Annotated in this window: 15 protein-coding genes and 1 tRNA gene; 6 read left to right on the forward strand and 10 right to left on the reverse strand. The window is 65.5% G+C overall.

Features of this window, described 5'->3' with window-relative positions:
• Positions 1-734: 734 nt before the first annotated feature.
• The gene (locus RI03_RS18395; protein WP_051007296.1) at positions 735-1,781 is read left to right on the forward strand and encodes a biotin/lipoyl-binding protein; all 1,047 of its coding nucleotides are present in this window, start codon (positions 735-737) and stop codon (positions 1,779-1,781) included.
• A 102-nt stretch (positions 1,782-1,883) separates the two neighbouring features.
• Complete coding sequence (locus RI03_RS22375; RefSeq protein ID WP_051007297.1) at positions 1,884-2,210, forward strand: hypothetical protein; 327 nt, start codon at positions 1,884-1,886, stop codon at positions 2,208-2,210.
• Between the two features lie 72 nt (positions 2,211-2,282).
• On the opposite strand, the gene RI03_RS18400 is transcribed toward RI03_RS22375, so the two are convergent.
• On the reverse strand, positions 2,283-4,163 hold the full coding sequence (locus RI03_RS18400; RefSeq protein ID WP_010219113.1) for an HAD-IIIC family phosphatase: 1,881 nt from the start codon (positions 4,161-4,163) through the stop codon (positions 2,283-2,285).
• A gap of 4 nt (positions 4,164-4,167) precedes the next feature.
• Positions 4,168-4,413: an acyl carrier protein gene (locus tag RI03_RS18405; RefSeq protein ID WP_026046858.1), complete on the reverse strand. Its 246-nt coding sequence runs from the start codon at positions 4,411-4,413 to the stop codon at positions 4,168-4,170.
• Positions 4,414-4,596: 183 nt separating this feature from the next.
• On the opposite strand from RI03_RS18405, the gene RI03_RS18410 reads away from it, so the two are divergent.
• From RI03_RS18410 to RI03_RS18420, 3 genes are all read left to right on the forward strand, one after another.
• Positions 4,597-5,712, forward strand: a complete 1,116-nt coding sequence (locus RI03_RS18410; protein WP_010219115.1) for an SGNH/GDSL hydrolase family protein — start codon at positions 4,597-4,599, stop codon at positions 5,710-5,712.
• On the forward strand, positions 5,709-7,148 hold the full coding sequence (locus RI03_RS18415; protein ID WP_010219116.1) for an MBOAT family O-acyltransferase: 1,440 nt from the start codon (positions 5,709-5,711) through the stop codon (positions 7,146-7,148). The genes RI03_RS18410 and RI03_RS18415 overlap by 4 nt, the downstream gene beginning before the upstream one ends.
• A 402-nt stretch (positions 7,149-7,550) precedes the next feature.
• Positions 7,551-13,385 carry a DUF3320 domain-containing protein gene (locus tag RI03_RS18420; protein ID WP_010219117.1) on the forward strand — a complete coding sequence of 1,945 codons (5,835 nt, stop codon included), beginning with the start codon at positions 7,551-7,553 and terminating at the stop codon, positions 13,383-13,385.
• Positions 13,386-13,652: 267 nt separating this feature from the next.
• Here RI03_RS18420 and RI03_RS18425 read toward each other — a convergent pair whose 3' ends face one another.
• The 6 genes from RI03_RS18425 to dapB form a co-directional block, all read right to left on the reverse strand.
• Complete coding sequence (locus RI03_RS18425; protein ID WP_010219118.1) at positions 13,653-14,033, reverse strand: hypothetical protein; 381 nt, start codon at positions 14,031-14,033, stop codon at positions 13,653-13,655.
• Complete coding sequence (locus RI03_RS18430) at positions 14,030-14,290, reverse strand: hypothetical protein (RefSeq protein ID WP_010219119.1); 261 nt, start codon at positions 14,288-14,290, stop codon at positions 14,030-14,032. The genes RI03_RS18425 and RI03_RS18430 overlap by 4 nt, the downstream gene beginning before the upstream one ends.
• Before the next feature lie 126 nt (positions 14,291-14,416).
• A tRNA-Arg gene (locus RI03_RS18435) sits at positions 14,417-14,493 on the reverse strand.
• Positions 14,494-14,548: 55 nt separating this feature from the next.
• On the reverse strand, positions 14,549-14,914 hold the full coding sequence (locus RI03_RS18440; RefSeq protein WP_010161769.1) for a hypothetical protein: 366 nt from the start codon (positions 14,912-14,914) through the stop codon (positions 14,549-14,551).
• 5 nt (positions 14,915-14,919) lie between these two features.
• On the reverse strand, positions 14,920-15,591 hold the full coding sequence (gene nth, locus RI03_RS18445) for an endonuclease III (protein WP_010219120.1): 672 nt from the start codon (positions 15,589-15,591) through the stop codon (positions 14,920-14,922).
• Positions 15,588-16,316, reverse strand: a complete 729-nt coding sequence (gene dapB, locus RI03_RS18450) for a 4-hydroxy-tetrahydrodipicolinate reductase (RefSeq protein WP_010219121.1) — start codon at positions 16,314-16,316, stop codon at positions 15,588-15,590. The genes nth and dapB overlap by 4 nt, the downstream gene beginning before the upstream one ends.
• Before the next feature lie 60 nt (positions 16,317-16,376).
• On the opposite strand from dapB, the gene RI03_RS18455 reads away from it, so the two are divergent.
• Positions 16,377-17,075 (forward strand): NAD-dependent deacylase, encoded by a 699-nt coding sequence (locus RI03_RS18455; protein WP_010219122.1) that lies wholly within the window; start codon positions 16,377-16,379, stop codon positions 17,073-17,075.
• A gap of 355 nt (positions 17,076-17,430) precedes the next feature.
• On the opposite strand, the gene era is transcribed toward RI03_RS18455, so the two are convergent.
• The gene (era, locus tag RI03_RS18460) at positions 17,431-18,327 is read right to left on the reverse strand and encodes a GTPase Era (RefSeq protein ID WP_010161764.1); all 897 of its coding nucleotides are present in this window, start codon (positions 18,325-18,327) and stop codon (positions 17,431-17,433) included.
• Between the two features lie 218 nt (positions 18,328-18,545).
• Entirely contained in the window at positions 18,546-20,678 is a 2,133-nt protein-coding gene (locus tag RI03_RS18465) for a transglycosylase domain-containing protein (RefSeq protein WP_010219123.1), read from the reverse strand.
• Positions 20,679-20,681 lie beyond the last annotated feature (3 nt).

Below are 20,681 nucleotides of genomic sequence, written 5' to 3' on the forward strand. Positions count from 1 at the left end.
CAACGGGGACTGGCTCGGTCGGTCCCGCGCCAGGCCCGCATTGACGAATTCGTGCGCCACGCCGTTTCGCGTCGCCAACCGCGCTGCTGCTTTTGCGCATACTCTTGGCCTCCGTCGCGCCCGTACGACTGACGAGAACAAACGCAGTCAGCCGCGGGTCGGCTGACACGACGCCGAACATCTCATTCCCTGCCGCAAAGGTGGCGTGCATATCCACGCGCGCCGCGGGCGGCGGTGGGTTGATCGATCAGCGGCACCCCTCGGTCATCGGCCAGAAGAACACGGGAGCCGCCGTCACGCCGTGGCCGACCGTAACGCTGAAGGACAGCGGCCCCGCTGCGGCGGAAGATCTCCCGTATGCTCACCAATGCCCGCGCGCACGAAGCGACCTGAAGCCGAAGCTGGGTAGAGAGTGAGACGCGCCGAACAGGCAACTGCGCAGCATCCACAGGTGACGAAAAGCACCGAGCATGACCGGACCGTCTTGCGCGCATCTACAGTGGCAAAGGGGGACTTACGGATTTCGGCGGGGCTTTCGACGGGTTCGCTACCGTCCGGGGACGGTGGTGCCCGACGGCGTTGCCGCGGGGTCCCGGCGGATTTTGGGTGAAGTCGCAATGGTCTCGAAGACGGCAGGCAAGACGCGGTTTTCCCTGGGCCCGCCAGCAGCATGGCGTGCCTCATGCCGCTCGAGCCGCGGTTGATGTTCGATGGCGCGGCAATCGTCACCGCGCATGATGCCGTATCGTCGGATAGCCCCCTGCTGGACGGCGGCGATCTGCTCGCCAAGCTCGCCACTGCGGACACCGCCGCGCCGCCAGCGCATCGCGATCGACTGCGCGGGCGTCGCCGCCGAGCTGATGACCGCGGCGCTATGCACCTTCGTGTGGCTCTGGCTGCCCGACGGCGCGCTGCGCAGCGCGATGTTCGTCCTCGCCACGTCGAGCTGGGTGGTCAGCCTGTTCATTAACCTCAGCCCGCTGACCCTGTTCGACAGCTATTACGTCCAGTCCGACCTGCTCGGCGTCCCCAATCTGCAGCCGCGCGCCTTCGCGCTGGGGCGCTGGCAGCTGCGCGAGCTGCTGTTCGGGCTGGGCCATGCCCCGCCCGAGGATCTGCCGCTGCGGCTGCGCCGGTTCCTGATCGGCTATGCGTGGCTCACCTGGATCTACCGGCTGGTGCTGTTTTTCGGGATCGCGCTGCTGGTCTATCATCTGTTCTTCAAGCTCGCGGGCATCCTGCTGTTCGCGATCGAGATCGGAGTCTTCATCGTGCGCCCCATCCTTGCCGAACTCCGCGCCTGGACACTTCTGCGCCACGACATCGCCCGCAGCCAGCGCCGGCGCTGGACGCTGGGCATGGCAGGGCTCGCGCTGGTCGCGATGGTCCTGCCGCTCGACCGGCACGTCAGCGCCCCCGCGCTGCTCGCGCCGATCGATTCGGAACCGCTCGTCGCGGGGGATGCCGCGCGGATCGACGCGGTGCGCGTCGCCGACGGGCAGGCGGTCCGCCGCGGGCAGATCATCGCCGAACTGAGCGCCCCCGCCCTGCACGCCAGCCAGCAGGGCAGCGCGGCGCGCATCGCCGGGCTCGAAACGCAGCTCGCGCGATCGAGCGCGGATCGCATCGACCTGTCCAACCGCGCGGTGATCGAACGCGAGCTCGCCGCCGAGCGCGCGCGGCTGAAGGGCGCCAGCGACCTGGCGGAACGGCTGGTGCTGCGCGCGCCGATCGACGGGATCGTCGCCGACCTTCGTCCCGAAATCCACGCGGGCCGCTGAATTGGCGGCGGCGAGATCGTCAGCCCCGACCGCGCCGACATCCAGGCCTTTGTCGGCGAGACCGGCCTCGCACGCATCGCGGAGTCCGCGCACGCCCGGTTCGTGCCCGACGACGTCGCGCGGTCCGCCCGGCCGGCAAGGCTGCTCGAGATCGGGCGGGCGGCGGTGCAGTCGCTCGACCAGCCGCTGCTCGTCTCGACCAACGGCGGGCCGATCGCGGTCAACGGAGATTCGCAGAACCATCTGAAGCCGCGCGAGGCGCTGTACCGTCTGCGCTTCCTCGCGGCGATCGACGCGCCAGAACGGCCCGCAGCGTTCATCCAGCCCATCCCCGGCCGACTCATCATCGATGCCGAGCGTCGAAGCATGCTGGACGGCGCGCTCCGCTGGCTGATGCGGCTGGTGCACCGCGAGGCTTCGATCAGTTGAGCCGGATGCCGATCGCTGGGTTGCGATCGGCACCATCGCCGTCCGCGTGAGGTGGCCTGATAATTACCTGCGCTAATTCGATACCATCGGAAGCGTCGAAGCTTCATAACCCGCTAGCGACAACATCCACTTCGTCGTGCCGTCCTCTTCGGTTTTCACTTTTGAAAACCCCAGCTTTGCATAGTGGTCCTGGACGAGCGCGTTCTTCTCGCTCGGAATATACCGGCCAACGAGCTGCCGGGCGCCCTCCGCGCGGGCCGCCTTGGCAACGATCGCCAGAACCGCCTGCTCGACGCGCCGGCCGAGCACGCGGCAGCTCATCAGCCAGCTGTCCGCCTCCCAGGTGTCGCTGCCCTTGCGGAAGATGATGACCGAAATCATGCCGTTGTCGCCGAACCGGTCGGCAAGCCGCACTTGCAGAGTGAAGGCTTCGGAATCACGCTCGAACGCAGCGACCTCGTCTTCTCCATAGCGACGGGTCGTCAAATTGAATTGGTTGGACTTGTTGATCAGTTGCGCAATCCGGGACCGGCCCTGCGCGTCGAACGGGCGTGCTTCCAGCACCATATCGAGCGATGCGAGATAGTCATCGAGATTGGTCGCACTTGCCGCCGCGGTGCGGCGCTGTGCATTGTCCTGATAGAAGGCGGCACGCTGCGCATCTTCGGCACCGAACGACAACGCCTCGAAATAGCCGGCACGCGTCAGCATGCCGGGGTATAGCGCCGGGTCGTCGCCGACCTCCGGCACCGCAACCTCGGGCAGTTCCTGCCGGACGATCGCGCGTTCGGCCGGGTTGTCGTCGAGGAACACCAGCGCGTCCGTGCCGATGTTGAGCGTTTCGGCGATGTGCCTAAGGTTGGCCGCCTTGTCGGTCCAGTTCGCAACGAAGGCGGCGATATGCGCCTCGCGCAGCAGCATGTCCTTGTGTTCGCGGAACGGCAGCAGCGCGTTGGTCTCCTCGTTCTTCGAGCATACCGCGAGGATGATGCCGCGCCCCCGCAGTTGGAGGGCCAGCGCCTGCACCGCGAGATGCGCTTCACCTGTCGCGTTGCCCTGACCGATGCGAATGCCCTCAAGCCCGTCATCGCCGATGATTCCGCCCCAGACCGTATTGTCGAGATCGAGCACGAGGCATTTGCGCGCCTTGCCCCTCGCCGCGCCAAGCACGCGGCAGACATGGTCGGCGTAGAGCGGTATCGCCTCGAGCGAGAGCGCGATCTTGGCGCTGTGCCAGGCGCGCGGATCGTGCCAGCGATCGAGGCCGAAGCTGGCGGCGGCGAAGGCGACATCGATCAGCAGGTCACCGCCGCGCACCACCTCTTGTGTCAGCCGGCGGTTGAACGCTGCGATCATCGCGCGCGGTGAACCCGCGACGCGCGTGTCGTAGCCGCCGAACAGGCTGTCGGCCGGTTCGGGTAGGGTCTGCAACACGGCAGTTGCGCCGATTTGCTCGCGGATGCCGGCAGCGAGCATCGTAACCTGCGCGATCGCGCCGTCGACCGCCGCCTCCGCCGCCCCGGAGTCGAGTTGCGCGCTGGCCAAACCGAGCATCGCCGGATCGAGCGAAAGCAGCACCGCATCGGGCTTGACGGCAGCGATCGGCGAGCCGGGATCGAGCACGGATTGCGCGACGAGGCCGTAATCTGCCTTGACGAGCGACAACAGCAGGCCGTGGCGCACACCGGTCGCGACCAGCGCCTGCGCGACGTAATCAAGCGTGTGCGAGCCGACCAACGCCAGCGTCATTGGCGTCAGCCCGGTCAGGCGCGGGGCGATCGTAGTGACCGCCTTGCTCATCTGCCCGAGTTGATCGATGCTCATCGCCGTCGCTGCCAGCCGCCGCAGCGCGGACAGGTTGGTTGCATCTCCCTGGGCCAGCGTTTTGACTTGCTGTCGGAAATCGACCGGTGGCGGCAGCAGCCAAGGCAGGGTCGAACTCGTGTCGCTCACCGTATCAACCCGCCGCCTTGGCCGCAATCGCGGTGACGAGATCACCGAGCACCTTGAAATCCTCGATCTCGCTGCTGGTAAAACGGATTGCAAAGGCGCGCTCGACTGCGACCATCAACCGTACATGGCTGAGTGAATCCCATTCCGGAATGTCACCTGCGGTTAGATTGTCAGCATAATCGAGATCGTCGAGATCGAACACGTCTTCCATGACAATTACCAGCTTCGAGATCACGTCTTCTCTGGTCATGCGGCAGCTCCGTTCGGGTCGCCCTGCAGTTGCACCCTACAGTCGAAGTATGCAAGGTGGAGGCGGGCGGTAAGAACCTCACGGTTCATCAAAAGGTTATCGGGGGCGGGTTTGATCAGGGGCGTAAGCGAGTCAGGTACAGTGCTGTCGAGGCGCTTTGCTATCTCATGTGTCGCGGTTGCGGTGCTGACATTCGTGCTGTTTTGCGCGAGCGCGGAATTGCTCGCGCGGTCCCTTTTCCGAGAATCGCCGACTTCCACGCTCGCCTGCCTGGTGACTGGCGACGCCGCGACCGGCGTTCGCGCCAGGCCGGACACCGTCTGCCGTCAGAAGATCTTCGAGAGCGCGGCGGTGGAGTACCGGTTCAACCCCTGCGGCTTCCGCACGCCACAGGGCTGCGGTCCGGCGCCCGCTGGGGCGTATCGGATCGTGCTGATCGGCTCGTCCATTTCGTTCGGCATGCACGTGGCGCGCGAACAGAGTTTCGCCGCCAAGCTCGGCCCGGCGCTGGCGGCGCGCACCGGGCGGTCGATCGACGTGTTCAATGAGAGCATGCAATGGGGAACCCCCGCCAGCCTCGCACTGCGCACCGCGCCGATGATCGCGGCGCACCCCGACATGATCGTGTGGACGCTGACGCCGTTCGACATCGTCAACGGCCGCCTGATCCTGCCTTATATCGGTGGTGTGCAGGAGGGCGTTGAGGCGCCCGCAGAAAAGGTCGGCGGCGCGCTAATGCCGACCGCGGAGCCGCATACTCTTGCTACGGTACCCGCCCGCGCGTGGCGCCGCTTGATCGCGGACGTGAGCGACACGCGGACCGTCTTCATGCTGCGGCATTATCTCTACAGCAGCCAGAGTCAGTATCTGAGCCACACGCTCGCGCAGGGTCCGGCGATCGATTATTTGCGCGACCGGCCAACGCCGGCTTTGGACGCGGGCCTCGCCAGCTTCAGCCGCTCGCTGGACCTTGTTGCAGCGCGCGCGAAAAAAGCCGGGGTGCCACTGATTGTCACGCTACTGCCAAGCCGCCCGCAGACCATCATGTTGGCGGAGCATAACTGGCCGGCAGGCTATGACCCGCACCTGCTTGGGCGGCTAGTGAAGCGCGTCGTGGTTGCGCATGGCGCGCGCTATGTCGATATGACACGCGACGTGGCGGGCCAAGCGAATGCCGGCGACTTGTTCTTCCCAGTGGACGAGCATCTGCCGCCTGAAGGCCACACAATGCTTGCCCGCATGCTGGCTGATGCGTTGGTGCGCTCAAACGCGATCCCTCCCGTTGGAGCCGCCAAGTGAGCGGTCTCGACAGCGCTTCGGTCCCATTGATCCTGTTCGGGCTGATCGCCGCCGTGATCGCCAACCTCAGTCGCGCACCGGCTTGGCGTTCCGGCGTACTGATTGCCGTGAGCGCGATCTTCCTGGTGGCGCTCGCACCGCGGTTGCTTGATCTTCTACCGCTTCTTGGCTTCCTCGTGATGGGATATGTCGGGATCGACGCGGCGCGACGTGGCGTACCGTGGGCGCGGCTGGTGACAGTCCTCCTGCTGATCGTCGCGTTCGCGTGGCTCAAGCGCTACAGCTTTCTGCCCGAAGCAAGCTTTCTGGCCATTCCGTATGTGACGCTCGGCCTGAGCTACATTTTCTTTCGCGTGCTGCATCTCGCAATCGAGGCGCGGCGGCCCGCCTTTGCCACCGCACTGCGCCCGGCGAGCTACGTTGCCTATACGCTCAATTTCACGACGTTGATTTCCGGCCCGATCCAGCGCTTCGACGATTTCCACGGCCAACTCGCTGACACAGCGCCGCGGCTCGACGTCGCCACCATCGGTGCGCAGCTGGAACGGATCGCGATCGGCTTCTTCAAGGTCAACGTCCTCGGGCTGCTGCTCAGCATGATACAGCTCGACGCCTTTGCTGAACTGGCACGGTCGGAAGTGGCTAGCACACACGTGTTCGCTTTCGCCCGGCTGATCGGTAGCTATCCGTTTTTCCTCTACTGCAATTTTTCCGGCTATATCGACATCGTCATCGCCATTGCGTGCCTGATGGGGCTGCGCCTGCCGGAGAATTTCAATCGCCCCTTCTCGGCCACGTCGTTCCTCGATTTCTGGAACCGCTGGCACATCACGCTGTCGGGTTGGCTCAAGAGTTACGTCTACAATCCACTCCTGATTGCGCTGATGCGCCGCTTTCCCAGCCCGGCACTCGAACAGGTGTTCGGCATCGCCTGCTTCTTCGTCACCTTCTTCCTGATCGGCATCTGGCACGGACGGACGTCAGAATTCGCGGTGTTCGGTGTACTGCAGGGCGGCGGCGTGGCCGTGAACAAGGCATGGCAGGTGTTTTTGTCGAACCGCCTCGGACGCAAACCCTACCGCGCGCTGGCAGCACAGCCGGTCTACGCAATGTGCGCGCGCGGCCTGACCTTCAGTTGGTTTGCGCTGTCGCTGCTGTGGTTTTGGGCAAGCTGGACGCAAATAGGCCAAGCATTTGCGGGCGCCGCGGGCGGGTCGTGGCTGATCGCCATCGCGCTGTTGTGGCTGATCGCAACGGTAGGACTGGCGCTGTGGGAAACAGTCTTTCAGGCTTCGCGCGCAAGCCCGCATCTGTATATAGTCCTACGACATCCCGCCACGCGAACCGCGTTCGTGACGCTGCTGTCAATCGCTTCCTTCCTCTTCGTTGCCGTACTGTCGCAGCCGGCGCCCGGAATCGTGTACCGCACCTTCTAGCGTTCGGCCGGAGCCGGGCAGCTAATTAGGATCGCTGGACGCTTCGCGCTGACCATCTAATTTGGGAACAGGACGAACCTATTGCCGCAACACACCTTGCGGCAGGTTGATAGGGACACCGCACGTCTTGATGGCCGATCCGCGGAAAGCGCGCTTCTCTGCACCTATGATTGGTGCATCCGCACTAAAAGCGATGGGCACTCAGATCATTGGGAAATTCCGATGCCACGCTGATATCGTGATTTCTCCGATGACTTGCATTTGCACATTTGTCCCTTCCCGTCAGACGGCGTCACCTTCGCCCCTTAGAATTTCATTGCGATGGGAGCTTATTGCGCTTCATACTTTCGTATTGGATACGCTGGGGGGCGAGCGCAGATGACTTGGGCTATAGAGGCTGCAGTGGCGGCCAAAATCGGCTTCGCTACCCATCAAAATGCGATTCCGATGATACACGAATTGAGTGTTTCGGCTCCCGCAGACGTCGGCGCGAATCATCTGAAATTGTCGCTGATGGCGGACCCCCAGTTCGTGCAAAGCAAGACGTGGCGAATCGACGCAATGATGCCCGGCGACGTTCTGCGGATCGCGGACCGCGATATCAGGCTCAATGCGACTTTGCTGAATGAGCTCACCGAAAGCCTTGTCGGGTCGCTCACGCTCACGCTGACCGACAGCGTCGGTGCGATTCTCGCCGAGGTGCTGCATCCTGTGGAACTGCTGGCGCATAATCAGTGGGGCGGCATGGGTTCGATGGCCGAGCTTTTGCCCGCGTTCGTCATGCCGAACGATCCCGCCATAGACCGCGTGCTGAAGGGTGCTTCGGACGTGCTGCGCAGCGCTGGAAAACCCGATGGCATCGACGGGTATCAGTCGGGCAAGCGCGAGCGGGTCTGGGAACTTGCGTCCGCAATCTGGTCGGCGGTGTCGGGCCTGCGGATCTCCTACGCCCTTCCACCCGCGAGCTTTGGACGAACCGGCCAGAAAGTCCGCACGCCGTCGCAAATCCTGGACGGACGGCTGGCCACCTGCCTCGACACCGCCTTGCTGTTCGCGGCGGCGTTGGAGCAGGCCAGTCTCAATCCGCTTCTGATCCTCACCGAAGGCCATGCCTTCGTCGGCGTCTGGTTGCAGCCGATCGAGTTTGCCGCACTGGTGACCGAGGAGGCCGCCGCCCTCCGACGGCGCTTCGATGTCGACGATCTCGTCGTGTTCGAGACGACCTTGGCAACCCAGAGCACGCCAGCCAGCTTCAGCCAAGCCATGGCCGCCGCCCGACGCCAGATCGCCGAAGAAGCGGACCCGCGTTTCCAGATGGTGGTCGATGTCCGACGTGCGCGCATGCAGAAAATCCGCCCGCTCGGGGTCACAGTCGCGAATCACCCAGCCGGTCCCGACACCGCTATGGTGGTAGAGGGCCTGGAAGCGGCCCCCGCCCTGCCAGCGTTCGACGTCGAGGGGACGGAGGCAGCACCGACTGCAGCCGGGCGGATCCTCCAGTGGCAACGCAAGTTGCTGAACCTGACGACGAGCAACAATCTGCTGAACCTGCGGGATGGCAAGAGCGTCATCCGGCTGCTCTGCCCCGATCCGGGGGCGCTCGAAGATTTGCTCGCCGATGGGCGCAAGGTCCGGATCGTACCGATGCCCGATCTCGATGTCGGTGGCCGTGACGAGAAACTCTACGAGCAGCAGACGCAGACCAGCTTGCGTCTCGAAGTGGCCGCCCAGGCGATTGCACGCGGTGAGGCCCTGTCGCTTCTTCCCAAGGGCATGCTCGATGCCGCGCTGGTCGAACTCTACCGCAAGGCCCGTACCGACCTTGAGGAAGGCGGCTCCAACACGCTCTACCTCGCCCTCGGTTTCCTAAAATGGAAGAAAACTGCGTCCGAGGAAAAGGTCTACCGTGCCCCGCTGATCCTTTTGCCGATCAGGCTCGAACGCAAGAGCGCGCTTTCGGGTATGGCCATGCTGGCGCACGAAGACGAGCCCCGCTTCAACCTGACCTTGCTGGAACTGCTCCGTCAGGATTTCGAGCTCACTATTCCGGGCCTCGACGGCGATCTGCCAAAGGACAAAAGCGGCATCGACGTTGCGGGCATATGGCGAACCGTGCGGACTGCCGTGCGGGACATGGTCGGTTTCGAAGTCGTACCGGAGATCGCGCTCGGCACCTTCTCCTTCGCCAAATATCTGATGTGGAAGGATCTGGTGGACCGCGCAGATCGTCTGCGCGAAAGCCCGCTGGTCCGCCATTTGATTGATCGCGATGGGTCGGTCCAGATCGACAAGGGTGGGTTTCCCCGGCCCGAGGAAATGGACGCGAAAGTTGACCCCGCGGCGCTTTTCACCCCGCTGCCAGCGGACAGTTCGCAATTAGTGGCGGTCGTGGCCTCCGCCGAGCAGCGCGATTTCGTCCTCGACGGGCCGCCGGGGACCGGCAAGTCGCAGACCATCGCGAACATGATCGCCCACAACCTCGCGCTCGGACGCCGCGTGTTGTTCGTGGCCGAAAAACGTGCGGCGCTGGAAGTCGTGCAACGCCGTCTTGCGGACAAGGGGCTCGGCCCCTTTTGCCTGGAGCTGCACTCGGCCAAGGCGACCAAATCGGCCGTGCTCAAGCAACTCGATAGCGCCTGGACCGCGCGCGATGCGCTCAGCCAGGAAGATTGGGATCGCGAAGCGGCAGAGACTCGCCGCGCGCGAGACGAACTCAACGACGTGGTCGCGCTGCTGCATCGACGCGAACCCAACGGTCTTACGATTCACCGGGCGATCGGCCGCACCGTGCGCGATGCCGGAAGCACCACGCCGAAATTCGCCTTGCAACCTTCGGTGGTGCATTCGGCCGACGATATCGCCCGCTTCCGCGACATCGCCCGGCGCATCGGGATCGCGCGCAAGGCCGTGGAGGATCTTCCCGCCGATCTCGATGGGGTGGCGTGCTCGGATTGGTCGAACGGCTGGCAGGAGGAGCTTGCCGCTGTTGCTGGCGACGTGCCGAGTACGATCGACGCCGTCGAGGCGGCGCGCGACGGCATCGCAGTCGCGGTGCGACTGCCGCTTTTCGGTGCCGAACGCCGTCGGCTTGGCGCCTTACTCGCCTTCACCGACCTGTGTGTGTCGATGCACGGCCACGACCTCCGCTTCGCCTTTGCGCCCGATATGGTGGACCACGTCCGGGCGGCGCGGGATGGGCTGGCGGTGATAACGCGCTATCGCGAGCAGGAGCGTGCCCTGAGCGCGGCCTACGCGCCGGAGGCGGCACGCCACATCGATATCGACGCGATGCGCGCCGCCTGGAAGACGGCGTCGGGCAAGTTTTGGTTTCTTGCGACACTGGCAAAGCGGAAGGTTACGCGCAGCCTCGCGCTGGCGGGCGAAGCATCCGGCTTGGTCGATGTCGAAACAGACCTGCCACGTCTTGCTGCGATGCGCGACTTGCTGACGCAGATCGACACCCTCGCACTCCTGGCATCAGGTATTCCCGGCTGGGCAGGACTGGCCAGCGATCCGGATCGGATCGAGCAGACCATCGCGCGTGCCGAACGCTTGCGGGTGGCGATCGCCAGCGAAGCAGAAGGTCCGGAGTCTCTCGCAGCATTACGCGTCGCGACGTCGACCTTGGTGGTGGATGCCAATGACATGCTTGCCGCAGACGGTGCGGTTGCGATTGCCACCGGCCGGCTCCGCCAGGCCCTTGAAACCCTCGATACCTTGCTGACGCGCTTCGACGCGCTGTCCGGCGCGGCACCGGGCGCGAGCTTTGACGATCACAGAACCCGCGCGCACGCCATTGTGTTGCATGCACGCCGACTGCGAGATTGGGCGAATTGGCGGCGGGTCCGTGACGAAGCCATTCAGGCCGGACTGGTGCCGCTTGTCGAGGCGATCGAGCGCGGGGCCGTTGCCTCCGAACGCGCGGTGGAAACGTTCGAAACGGCCTATGCGCGGTGGTTCGCCTTTACGCGAATCGATCAGGAGCCTTTGCTCACCCGATTCATGGCGGGCGAGCAGGATGACCGCATCGCACGCTTCCGCGAACTCGACGACCGAATGAGCAACCTGTCTTCCCGATATATTCGCGCCAAGCTCTGCGGCTTGATCCCTGATAAGAGCGAAGTCGGCAAAAAGGACGGCTACGGTACGCTGAAATACCAGCTCCAGTTGCAGCGCCCCAGCATGCCGATCCGCAAACTCGCTGCGGAAATGGGGGATGCCTTTACCAGGCTCGCCCCCTGTATGCTGATGAGTCCCCTGTCGATCGCGCAATATTTGCCGACCGATCAGGCAATGTTCGATCTGGTGATATTCGACGAGGCATCACAGATCACGCCTTGGGATGCGATCGGCGCAATGGCGCGCGGCAGACAGGTCATTATCGCAGGCGATCCACGCCAAATGCCGCCGAGTAACAATTTCGAACGGAGCGCGGGCACCGCAACCATCGACGATGATACCGATCAGGACATGCCGAGCATCCTGGACGAGTGTATCGCCGCAGGGGTACCGCAACACAGTCTCGACTGGCACTACCGAAGCCGTCACGAGAGCCTGATCGCCTTCTCGAACACGCGATATTACCAAGGCAAGCTCGTCACCTTCCCTGCGCCCGAGACGCGGCCAAGCGCGGTTACATGGCAGCGCGTTCCCGGCGTCTACACCGCCGGTGCGCGCACCAATCCGATCGAAGCTCAGGCAATCGTCGACGAAGCGGTGCTACGGCTGCGCGATCCTGGCTTCGTCGACGAAAAAGGGTCCCCGCTCACGCTGGGCATCATCACGATGAACGCCGAGCAGATGCGGCTGGTCGAGGACCTGCTCGACAAGGCGCAGCGCGCTCACCCCGAGATCGTGCCCCATTTCGATCAGGAGCGACGGGAACCGGTGTGCATCCGCAACCTGGAGACCGTGCAGGGCGACGAGCGCGACGTCATTCTCCTGGGCGTCAACTTCGGCCCGACGGAACCGGCCGGCAAGACGATGTCGATGTCGTTCGGCAAGCTCAATCCCAGCGGCGGCTGGCGGCGGCTCAACGTCGCGGCAACACGTGCGCGGCGCGAAATGAAGATCTTCACGTCCTTTGACCCCGGCATGATCGACCTGACCCGCACGTCGTCCGAGGGCGTCCGCGACCTCAAGGCCTTCATCGAATTCGCCGACCGTGGCCCCCGCGCGCTGGCGGAAGCGAACAAGGGATCGTTGGGCGGGGCGGACTCACCCTTCGAAGAGGCGGTGACGATGGCGCTGCGCCGTCGGGGCTGGACGGTCGTGCCGCAGGTCGGCGTCTCCAAATTCCGTATTGATCTGGGCATCGTCCACCCCGACCGGCCGGGGGATTACCTTGTTGGTGTGGAATGCGACGGCGCCGCCTACCACAGCGCCGCCACCGCGCGCGACCGCGACAAGGTGCGGGCCGCCATCCTCGAAAGTCTCGGCTGGAGTCTCCTGCGCATCTGGTCCACCGACTGGTGGATCGACAAGGACCGGGCCGCCGACCGGCTGCACGACCAGATCGAAGCATTGCTAGCGGCCGATCGCACCGCCGTAGCCGCCCGCAAACCTGCCGCCGTCGAAGCAGTCCGGGTCACGCCGCCAATCGCCGAACCCGATCCAGTCGTAGTGTCTTCCGAAGAAGGTGGTATTCCGGCCGAACCCGTCGTCGCGACGGAGATGGCCGCACCACAAAGCACACAAACATCAGCGCGAGAAGACAGCTACGCCCGCCGTGTCGAACCCGAGCAGGCTACGATCCTGGTCGCTGACGACGATGGCCTCTATCGAGCGACGGATTTCGCGGTGCTGGCGCCGACCATCGATGCCGAACGCTTCTACGATCCTTCCTACGATACGGCGCTACGGTCCCTCATCGGCCATGCGCTGTCCGTGGAAGCGCCAATTGCCGAGGGGCTGCTTGTCCAGCGGATTGCTAGAGCACACGGCTTCCAACGCACCGGGAGGATTATCCGCGATCGCGTGATGGCGATCGTGGAGCAATCGCACGTGGTCGAAGAAGAGGCTGGTGGAGGCCGCTTCATATGGGCGGACGGTGTTTCGCAATCTGGCTGGCATCTGGCGCGGTACCCGGCGCGCAGCGAGGACGTGCGTGAGATCGAGGACATCGCCCTTGCTGAACTGCATATCGCTCGCCTGAACAAAAATACCGCTGAAGTCGCCCGAGCCTTCGGCGTGCGGCGTCTTTCGGCAGTTGCAAAGGCGAGGATAGAAGCCGCTTGACGCGGCGGTGCCCGAAAAAACGAGCATAGGGCGAACATGCCGCCAGTCGCCGGGCGGAGAGGACCGCGTGCCTTGGGCAGGATATCAACTTCTAGGGAATTCGCAGTGACCGAAGCGTTCCTGATGGGACGATTGCGCTGCATCCGGCATGATAATGTTAGGCACCGAGAACGTTGAGAAATTTCGGTGCCGCTTGCAGGATCAATGGCTGCGCATGAGACGGATCGTTTGCAAACGCAAAGGGCGCGGTTTTCCTGACGGCCTGCTTCACCGGCGCGTTATCGATTTCTTGGCAAGGGATACCGTTTCGACCCGCATACCCTCAGCCTCCATCGCGCCCTTACGACTGACGAGGATAAGCGCAGCCGTCTCGCGGTCGGCGGACAGAACACCGAACATCCAACCGTCCTTGCTCTCCTGCACGGATGTTATCCTGTGGGTGCAGACGCCTGTGCGGAAACCCACGCCCCTGCCACACAGGTCCCGCGCATAATCAAGCGCATAGCTTGCTGCGGTGGGTTGGTCGATAAACGGCGTCCATTGGTCATCGAGCCAAAAGAGAAAGAAGCCGACAGCCACGCCCAGGCCGAACGCGATGCTGCAGGACAAGGCGCACCCGCCACGGCGAAAGATCTCCTGACTGCTCAACGACGCCTGCGCGCGCTGAACGGCTTGGATCCGATCATGTGAACGGTAAAAGGCTTGCCAGAGATTTGACGCCCAATTTTGGTCGAGGCGTCCGTTAGGCGAGATCGTCCCTCGCTCTTATTGAAAACGTAAATGGTCGCGAACTTCGCATTGCCCGCAAGATACAAGATCAGCATGAACGCAATGCTGGCGATGATCACCGGCATCGTCGCGAGGCTATCGGTCAGGTTCTCATCGCCGACAAAGCGTTCCTGCATGCTCGCCCCCGAGCCCACAATCGTTAGAACATAACGGGAGCGTGGTTAAATACCAATGCTCACACTTGGGGAACGCACAACGAATTTTCGGGAAATCGTAGCCAGTCATTCCGGTAGAACCGAAAATGGTGCACCCGACTGGATTCGAACCAGTGGCCTCTGCCTTCGGAGGGCAGCGCTCTATCCAGCTGAGCTACGGGTGCCTGACTGCTCGCCTAGCAAAGCCCGCGCGCCGACGCCAGCCCAAACGCGCGCGATTCAGCGTGCCAGCGTCACCGGCTGGAACTGCCCGAGCCCGCAGCTCGCGCCCGGGGTCAGATACGGCGCCTGGTACAGCACCGTGATGATGTCGGTCGAACACAATTGGCTGAGGCTGGTGGCATAGCTGAAGCGCTGCTCGAACCCGAGGCTCGGGCAGGAGGACGGCAGCGTGTTGCGATAGACCTTGCGGCCGCTCATGATGAAATCGATCGTCCGGTCGTCGCGCACGCGGGTTTCGCGGATCTGGATCAGCGGTACGCACGACACCGATTCCCCGTCGGGCGTGGCGACCGGGATCTGCTCGCGCGCGGCGGCGGCGGTGGTGGCGGACAGCAGCGCGACGGCGGCGAGGATCAGGCGCATGCAACTCACTCCCGTGCTGGACGCGGATCGGCGCGGGGCTTCGGCGCGGGCGTCTTGGGCTTGAACGCACAGAGATCGGCAACGCTGCATCGCCAGCATTCGGGGGTGCGCGCCTTGCAGACATAGCGCCCGTGGAGAATCAGCCAATGGTGCGCGTGGAGCCGGAACGGCTGCGGCGTCGCCTTGTCGAGCTTGAGCTCGACCGCGAGCGGGGTCTTGCCGCGCGCGAGGCCGGTGCGGTTGCCGACCCGGAAGATATGCGTGTCGACCGCGAACGTCTCCGCACCGAACGCGACGTTGAGCACGACATTGGCGGTCTTGCGCCCGACCCCGGGAAGCTGTTCGAGCGCCGCACGGTCGTTCGGCACCACGCCATCATGGTCGTCGATCAGCTTCTGCGACAAGGCGATCACGTTCTTCGCCTTGGTGTTGAACAGCCCGATCGTCTTGATATGCGTCTTGAGCGCCTCCACGCCGAGCGCGACCATCTGCTCGGGCGTCTTGACGTCCTCGAACAGCAGCCGCGTCGCCTTGTTGACCCCGACATCGGTCGACTGCGCCGACAGGGCGACCGCGACGACGAGCTGGAACGGGTTGCCCGCCGCGAGCTCGGTCTCGGGGTGCGGGTTGTCGGCGGCGAGCCGCGCGTAAAACTCGACGACGTCGGCCTTATTCAAACCCCCAGCACCTCTTCCATCCCGTAGCGCCCGACCGGCTTCCCCGCGAGCCACAACGCCGCGGTGATCGCGCCGCGCGCGAAGATCGCGCGATTCTCCGCGCGGTGGCCAAGCTCGATCCGCTCGCCCTCGCCCGCGAACACGACGAGATGGTCGCCCGCGACCGATCCGCCGCGCAGCGACGCAAAGCCGATCGTCCCTTCCGAGCGCGCGCCGACCAGCCCCGCGCGGTCCGCCACGCGCAGCTCGGCAAGCGGTGCGCCCCGCCCCGCCGCCGCCGCCTCGCCGAGCAGCAACGCGGTGCCCGAGGGCGCGTCGACCTTGTGGCGGTGGTGCATCTCGGCGATCTCGATATCCCATTCGGGGCCGAGCCGCGCCGCGGCCTCGCGCACCAGCTTCGCCAGCAGCGTCACGCCGAGCGAGACGTTGCCGGTCTGCAGCACCGCGATGTCGCTCGCCGCCGAATCGACCAGCGCGTGATGCGTCGGAGTGAGCCCGGTCGTCCCGATCAGGATCGGCGTGCCGGTCAGCCGCGCCGCCGCGAGGTTGCGCTCGAGCGCGGAGGGGGCGGAAAAGTCGATCAGCACGTCGGCGTCATGCGCCAGCGCCGCCGGATCGCCGCCCGCGTCGATTCCCCCGACGAGCGTCGCGCCAAGGTCGGGCACCGCCGCCGCGAGCGCCTGCCCCATGCGCCCCGCGCTCCCGATAATCCCGATCGCGGTCATCGCGCGTGCCTTTCGTAAATTCCTCTCCCGGGCCTCTAGAGCCTCGCGTACAAGGATACCATGCGAGAGACCGAAAACATCGTGGTTCTGACAGGCGCGGGCATTTCCGCCGAGAGCGGAATCGCCACCTTCCGCGGGCCGGGCGGGCTGTGGGAAGGCCACCGGGTCGAGGACGTCTGCACGCCGGAGGCGCTCGCCGCCGATCCGGTGCCGGTGCATCGCTTCTACGATGCGCGCCGCGCGGCGCTGGCGGGCGTCGTGCCCAACCCGGCGCACGCGGCGCTCGCCCGGCTCGATGCCGAATGGCGCGGGCAATTGCTGATCGTGACGCAGAACGTCGACGACCTGCACGAACGCGCAGGCGCGACGCGGTTGCTCCACATGCACGGCGCGCTACAGTCGGCGCTCTGCGCGGCGTGCGGCGCGCGCGTGCAGTGGACCGAAGCGCTCCCGCCGGGGTCGGTGTGCGGCCATTGCGGCGCGCCGGAACTGCGCCCGGACATCGTGTTCTTCGGCGAGATGCCGTACCAGATGGAGCGGATCGAACGTGCGCTCGCGGATGCCGACCTGTTCGTATCTATCGGTACGTCGGGCGCGGTCTACCCCGCCGCCGGGTTCGTTCAGGGTGCGCGCTATGCGGGCGCGCGGACGTTGGAGCTCAATCTCGAGCGGTCGGCGGGGAGCGCCTATTTCCACGAGACGCGGCTCGGGGCGGCGGGGGTGCTGGTGCCGGAATGGGTCGAGGCGATGCTACGCTGAATCCCACCGCGCGCTTCGTCGGCGAAGGCGAGAGCTCTGCGAAACCACAGGTGTTCTCCCGCGAAGGCGGGAGTCCAGGAGTCACGAGAACCGTAAGCTGTTGTTTTGCTTGGCCCTGGATTCCCGCCTTCGCGGGAAAACAGCAAAGGACCAGTCGGCAAACCAACTTTTGCAGAGGTCTCTCGAAGGCCGGGCTGAACCCCACCGCGCACTTCCCCGGCGCAGGCCGGGGCCCAGTCGTGATGTCCAGGGTAACGGAGCGCATCGCCCGGCCTTCGACCGCTCCGCTCTTGGGCCCCGGCCTTCGCCGGGGAAGTAAGAAGGGGGAAGCAAAACCGGCGCGAAAGCGCGCGCCTCACTCCACCCAGTCGAGCCCCATGTCGCGATAGACGTCGCGCTCGTCGTCCCAGCCCGGACGGACCTTGACGTGCAGGTACAGATGCACCGGCCGCCCCATGATGCTGCTCAGCTCGGTCCGCGCGCGTGCGCCGATCTCCTTGATCCGCGTGCCGCCCTTGCCGAGCACGATCGCGCGCTGCGTCGGGCGTTCGACCAGGATCTGCTGGTGGATCTCGACCGATCCGTCCTCGCGCTCGAGATATTGCTCGGTCTCGACCGCCGACGCGTAGGGCAGTTCGGCATGGAGCTGGAGAAAGATCTGCTCGCGTGTCACTTCCGACGCAAGGCTGCGCTCGGTCGCGTCGGACACCTGATCCTCGGGAAAATGCCACGGCTCGGCGGGCATCCGCGCAGCAAGATGCGCCTTCAACTCGGGCAGGCCGTCCCCGGTCGAGGCGCTGACGAAGAACGTCTCGTCGAACGCGACGAGGCCGTTGAGCCGCTCGGCGTGGAGCAGCAGCTTGGCCTTGTCCGCCAGATCGACCTTGTTGAGAATCAGATATTTGGGTTCGGGTCGGTCCTTGATCGCGGTCGCGATGTCGGTGACCTTGGTCGGCAGCCCGCCCTTGGCATCGACCACCAGCGCGAGCACGTCCGCGCCTTCCGCCCCGCCCCATGCCGCCTGCACCATCGCACGGTCGAAGCGGCGCTTGGGTTCGAAGATGCCGGGCGTGTCGACCAGCAGCAGCTGCGTGTCGCCCTCGATCGCGACGCCCATCAGCCGGACGCGGGTGGTCTGCGCCTTGGGGCTGACGATTGCGACCTTCTGCCCGACGAGCGCGTTGACGAGCGTCGACTTGCCCGCATTGGGGGCGCCGAGGACGGCAACGAGGCCACATTTCTGGTCGGTCATGGGAATCCTTGGAACAACGCGGCGTCACGCCGATAAAATGAATGCACGCATAAAGGCGCTTCCCCGGCGAAGGCCGGGGCCCAGTAGCGGGCGATATGGTTGCGAGCGCAGCGCGTTGTTGCAACCCCCTTCGCTACTGGGCCCCGGCCTTCGCCGGAGAAGCGCTCCTGATTTTGAGGTGCGTGTACCCAAAACCGCGCCCCCGCGCCAGCCACCCGCTATTGCTCGTCCTCATAGCCATCGCGCTGCGGTGCGCGATCCTCGGGGTCGTCGCGGCGGCGGCGGTCGCGCTCGTCCTCGCGCCGCCCGTCGCGGGTCGGTTCGAAATCGAGCCGCCCGTCCCGCAATCGCACGCGCCCGACGCCGGGAATCTCGCCTTCGACCGGCGGGATATTCCCCGGGTCGAGGAAGTTCTCGATCGTCTCGCCAAAGCCGTTGGCGTCCGGGTCGACATCCTCGGTCACCGCCTCGGGCACCACCGCGCGCCCGACGCCGAGCGCCTGCTGCATGAAGTCGCTCCACACCCGCGCGGGCACGCCGCCGCCCGACAGTCCGGCGTTCGGCGTATTGTCGTCATTGCCGACCCACACGCCGACCACCAGCCCGTTGGCGAAGCCGACGAACAGCGCGTCGCGGCTGTCCTGCGTCGTCCCCGTTTTGCCGTAGGTCTTGACCGATAGCGCCGCCGCGCGCCCCGTCCCGGTCTCGGCGGAGGCGGACAACAGGTCGAGCATTTCGTCGCGGATCGTCCCCGACAGCGCATGCGGGCGATCGGTCAGCGTCGCGAACATGCCGCGCGACGGCGCATCCTCGAGCCCGCGCGCGCGGACCGGATATTGCTCGGCGGCGATCGCGGCATAGGCCTGCGTCAGTTCGACCAGCGACATGCTCGCGGTGCCGAGCGCGATCGTCGCCTCGTTCGGGATCGGCGTCGTCACGCCGAGATCGCGCGCCGCCTTGATGACGGCGGCGACGCCGACCTCCTGCGTGATCCGCGCCGCCGCCACGTTGGACGAGCGCGCGAACGCCTGCCGCAGCGTGATCGGGCCGAGATAGCGCCCGTCCGCATTCTTCGGGCTCCAGTTGGCGATCGTGATCGGCTTGTCGTCGATGATCGAATCCGGGGTCATCCCGTGGCGCATCGCCGCGAGATAGACGAACAGCTTGAACGCCGATCCGGGCTGCCGCATCGCCTGCGTCGCGCGGTTGAACGGGCTCGCGGCATAGGATTTGCCCCCGACCATCGCGACGACGCGGCCGTCGGGGCGCATCGCGACGAGCGCGACCTGCGCCTGCCGCAACCCGGCGCGCTTGACCGAACGTTCGGCGGCCTTCTGCAACCGGCGGTCGAGCGTGGTGCGGACCTTGCTCTCGGCGGCGAGTTCGCCCGCCTGGTCGCGCGCGGCGGGGAGCACCCAGTCCGCGAAATAGGTGCCGTTCGGAAGCGGCGCGACCCGGTCGCTCGCGAGCCGCGCGGGACGGACCGAGGCGGCGGTCGTCTTGTCGAGGAACCCCGCATCGACCATTGCCGCCAGCACCAGCGCGCCCCGCGCGCGCGCGCCCGACAGGTTGACCGTCGGCGCGAGCTTGGACGGCGCCTTGACCAGTCCTGCGAGCATCGCCCCCTGTGCGATCGACAGATTCTCCGGGGTCCGCCCGAAATAATGTTTCGCGGCCGCGCGCAGCCCGTAGGTATTGTCGCCGAAATAGACCGTCGAAAGGTAGCGCGACAGGATCTGGTCCTTGGTCAGCCACGCCTCGAGCCAGAAGGCGATCAGCACTTCGCGGATCTTCCGCGCGGCGGTGCGGTCCGAATCGAGGAAGGCGTTCTTCGCGAGCTGCTGCGTGATCGTGCTGCCGCCCTGGTCGCGCCCGCTCGAGCGCAGGTTGTGGACGAACGCGCGCGCGATCCCCTGCGGGTCGATCCCCCAATGCGACCGGAAGCGGCGATCCTCGATCGCGAGGAACGCGTTGGTGACGTTCTTGGGCAGCTTGGCGGCATCGACCGACGCGCCGACGATCGCCCCGCGCCGCGCGATCGGCGTGCCATCGTCCGCGAGCAGCGTGACGCTCGGCGGCGTCGGCGGCTGGAGCGACTTGGACAAGGGGGCGGTCACCGCGAGCCAGGCGACCGCGAGCACGAACAGCACGATCCCTACGCCAAGCCCGCGCATGATCCAGCGCATCCAGTTGATCTGCCGCCGCCGGCGCGGCGGGCGCGGATAGTCGTCGTCCTCGGGTTCGAACGGCGTCTCGCGGAGATAGCGTTCGGGCGGCGGAACCCCGTCCTTCAGCTCGAGCGGGCCATTGCGCGAGGAAGCCGGGTCGGCATCGAACGGATATGGGCGCATACT

Origin of the sequence: Sphingomonas sp. PAMC 26621 (genome assembly GCF_000251145.1) — a bacterium.
GTDB lineage: Bacteria > Pseudomonadota > Alphaproteobacteria > Sphingomonadales > Sphingomonadaceae > Sphingomonas.

Bases quoted from the DNA above. Each gene is read 5' to 3' on its own strand.
- RI03_RS18395 (WP_051007296.1), top strand. From the start codon at position 735: ATGATGCCGTATCGTCGGATAGCCCCCTGCTGGACGGCGGCGATCTGC.
- RI03_RS18405 (WP_026046858.1), bottom strand. From the start codon at position 4,413: ATGACCAGAGAAGACGTGATCTCGAAGCTGGTAATTGTCATGGAAGAC.
- RI03_RS18430 (WP_010219119.1), bottom strand. From the start codon at position 14,290: ATGCAGGAACGCTTTGTCGGCGATGAGAACCTGACCGATAGCCTCGCG.
- RI03_RS18440 (WP_010161769.1), bottom strand. From the start codon at position 14,914: ATGCGCCTGATCCTCGCCGCCGTCGCGCTGCTGTCCGCCACCACCGCC.
- dapB (WP_010219121.1), bottom strand. From the start codon at position 16,316: ATGACCGCGATCGGGATTATCGGGAGCGCGGGGCGCATGGGGCAGGCG.
- RI03_RS18455 (WP_010219122.1), top strand. From the start codon at position 16,377: ATGCGAGAGACCGAAAACATCGTGGTTCTGACAGGCGCGGGCATTTCC.
- era (WP_010161764.1), bottom strand. From the start codon at position 18,327: ATGACCGACCAGAAATGTGGCCTCGTTGCCGTCCTCGGCGCCCCCAAT.
- RI03_RS18465 (WP_010219123.1), bottom strand. From the start codon at position 20,678: ATGCGCCCATATCCGTTCGATGCCGACCCGGCTTCCTCGCGCAATGGC.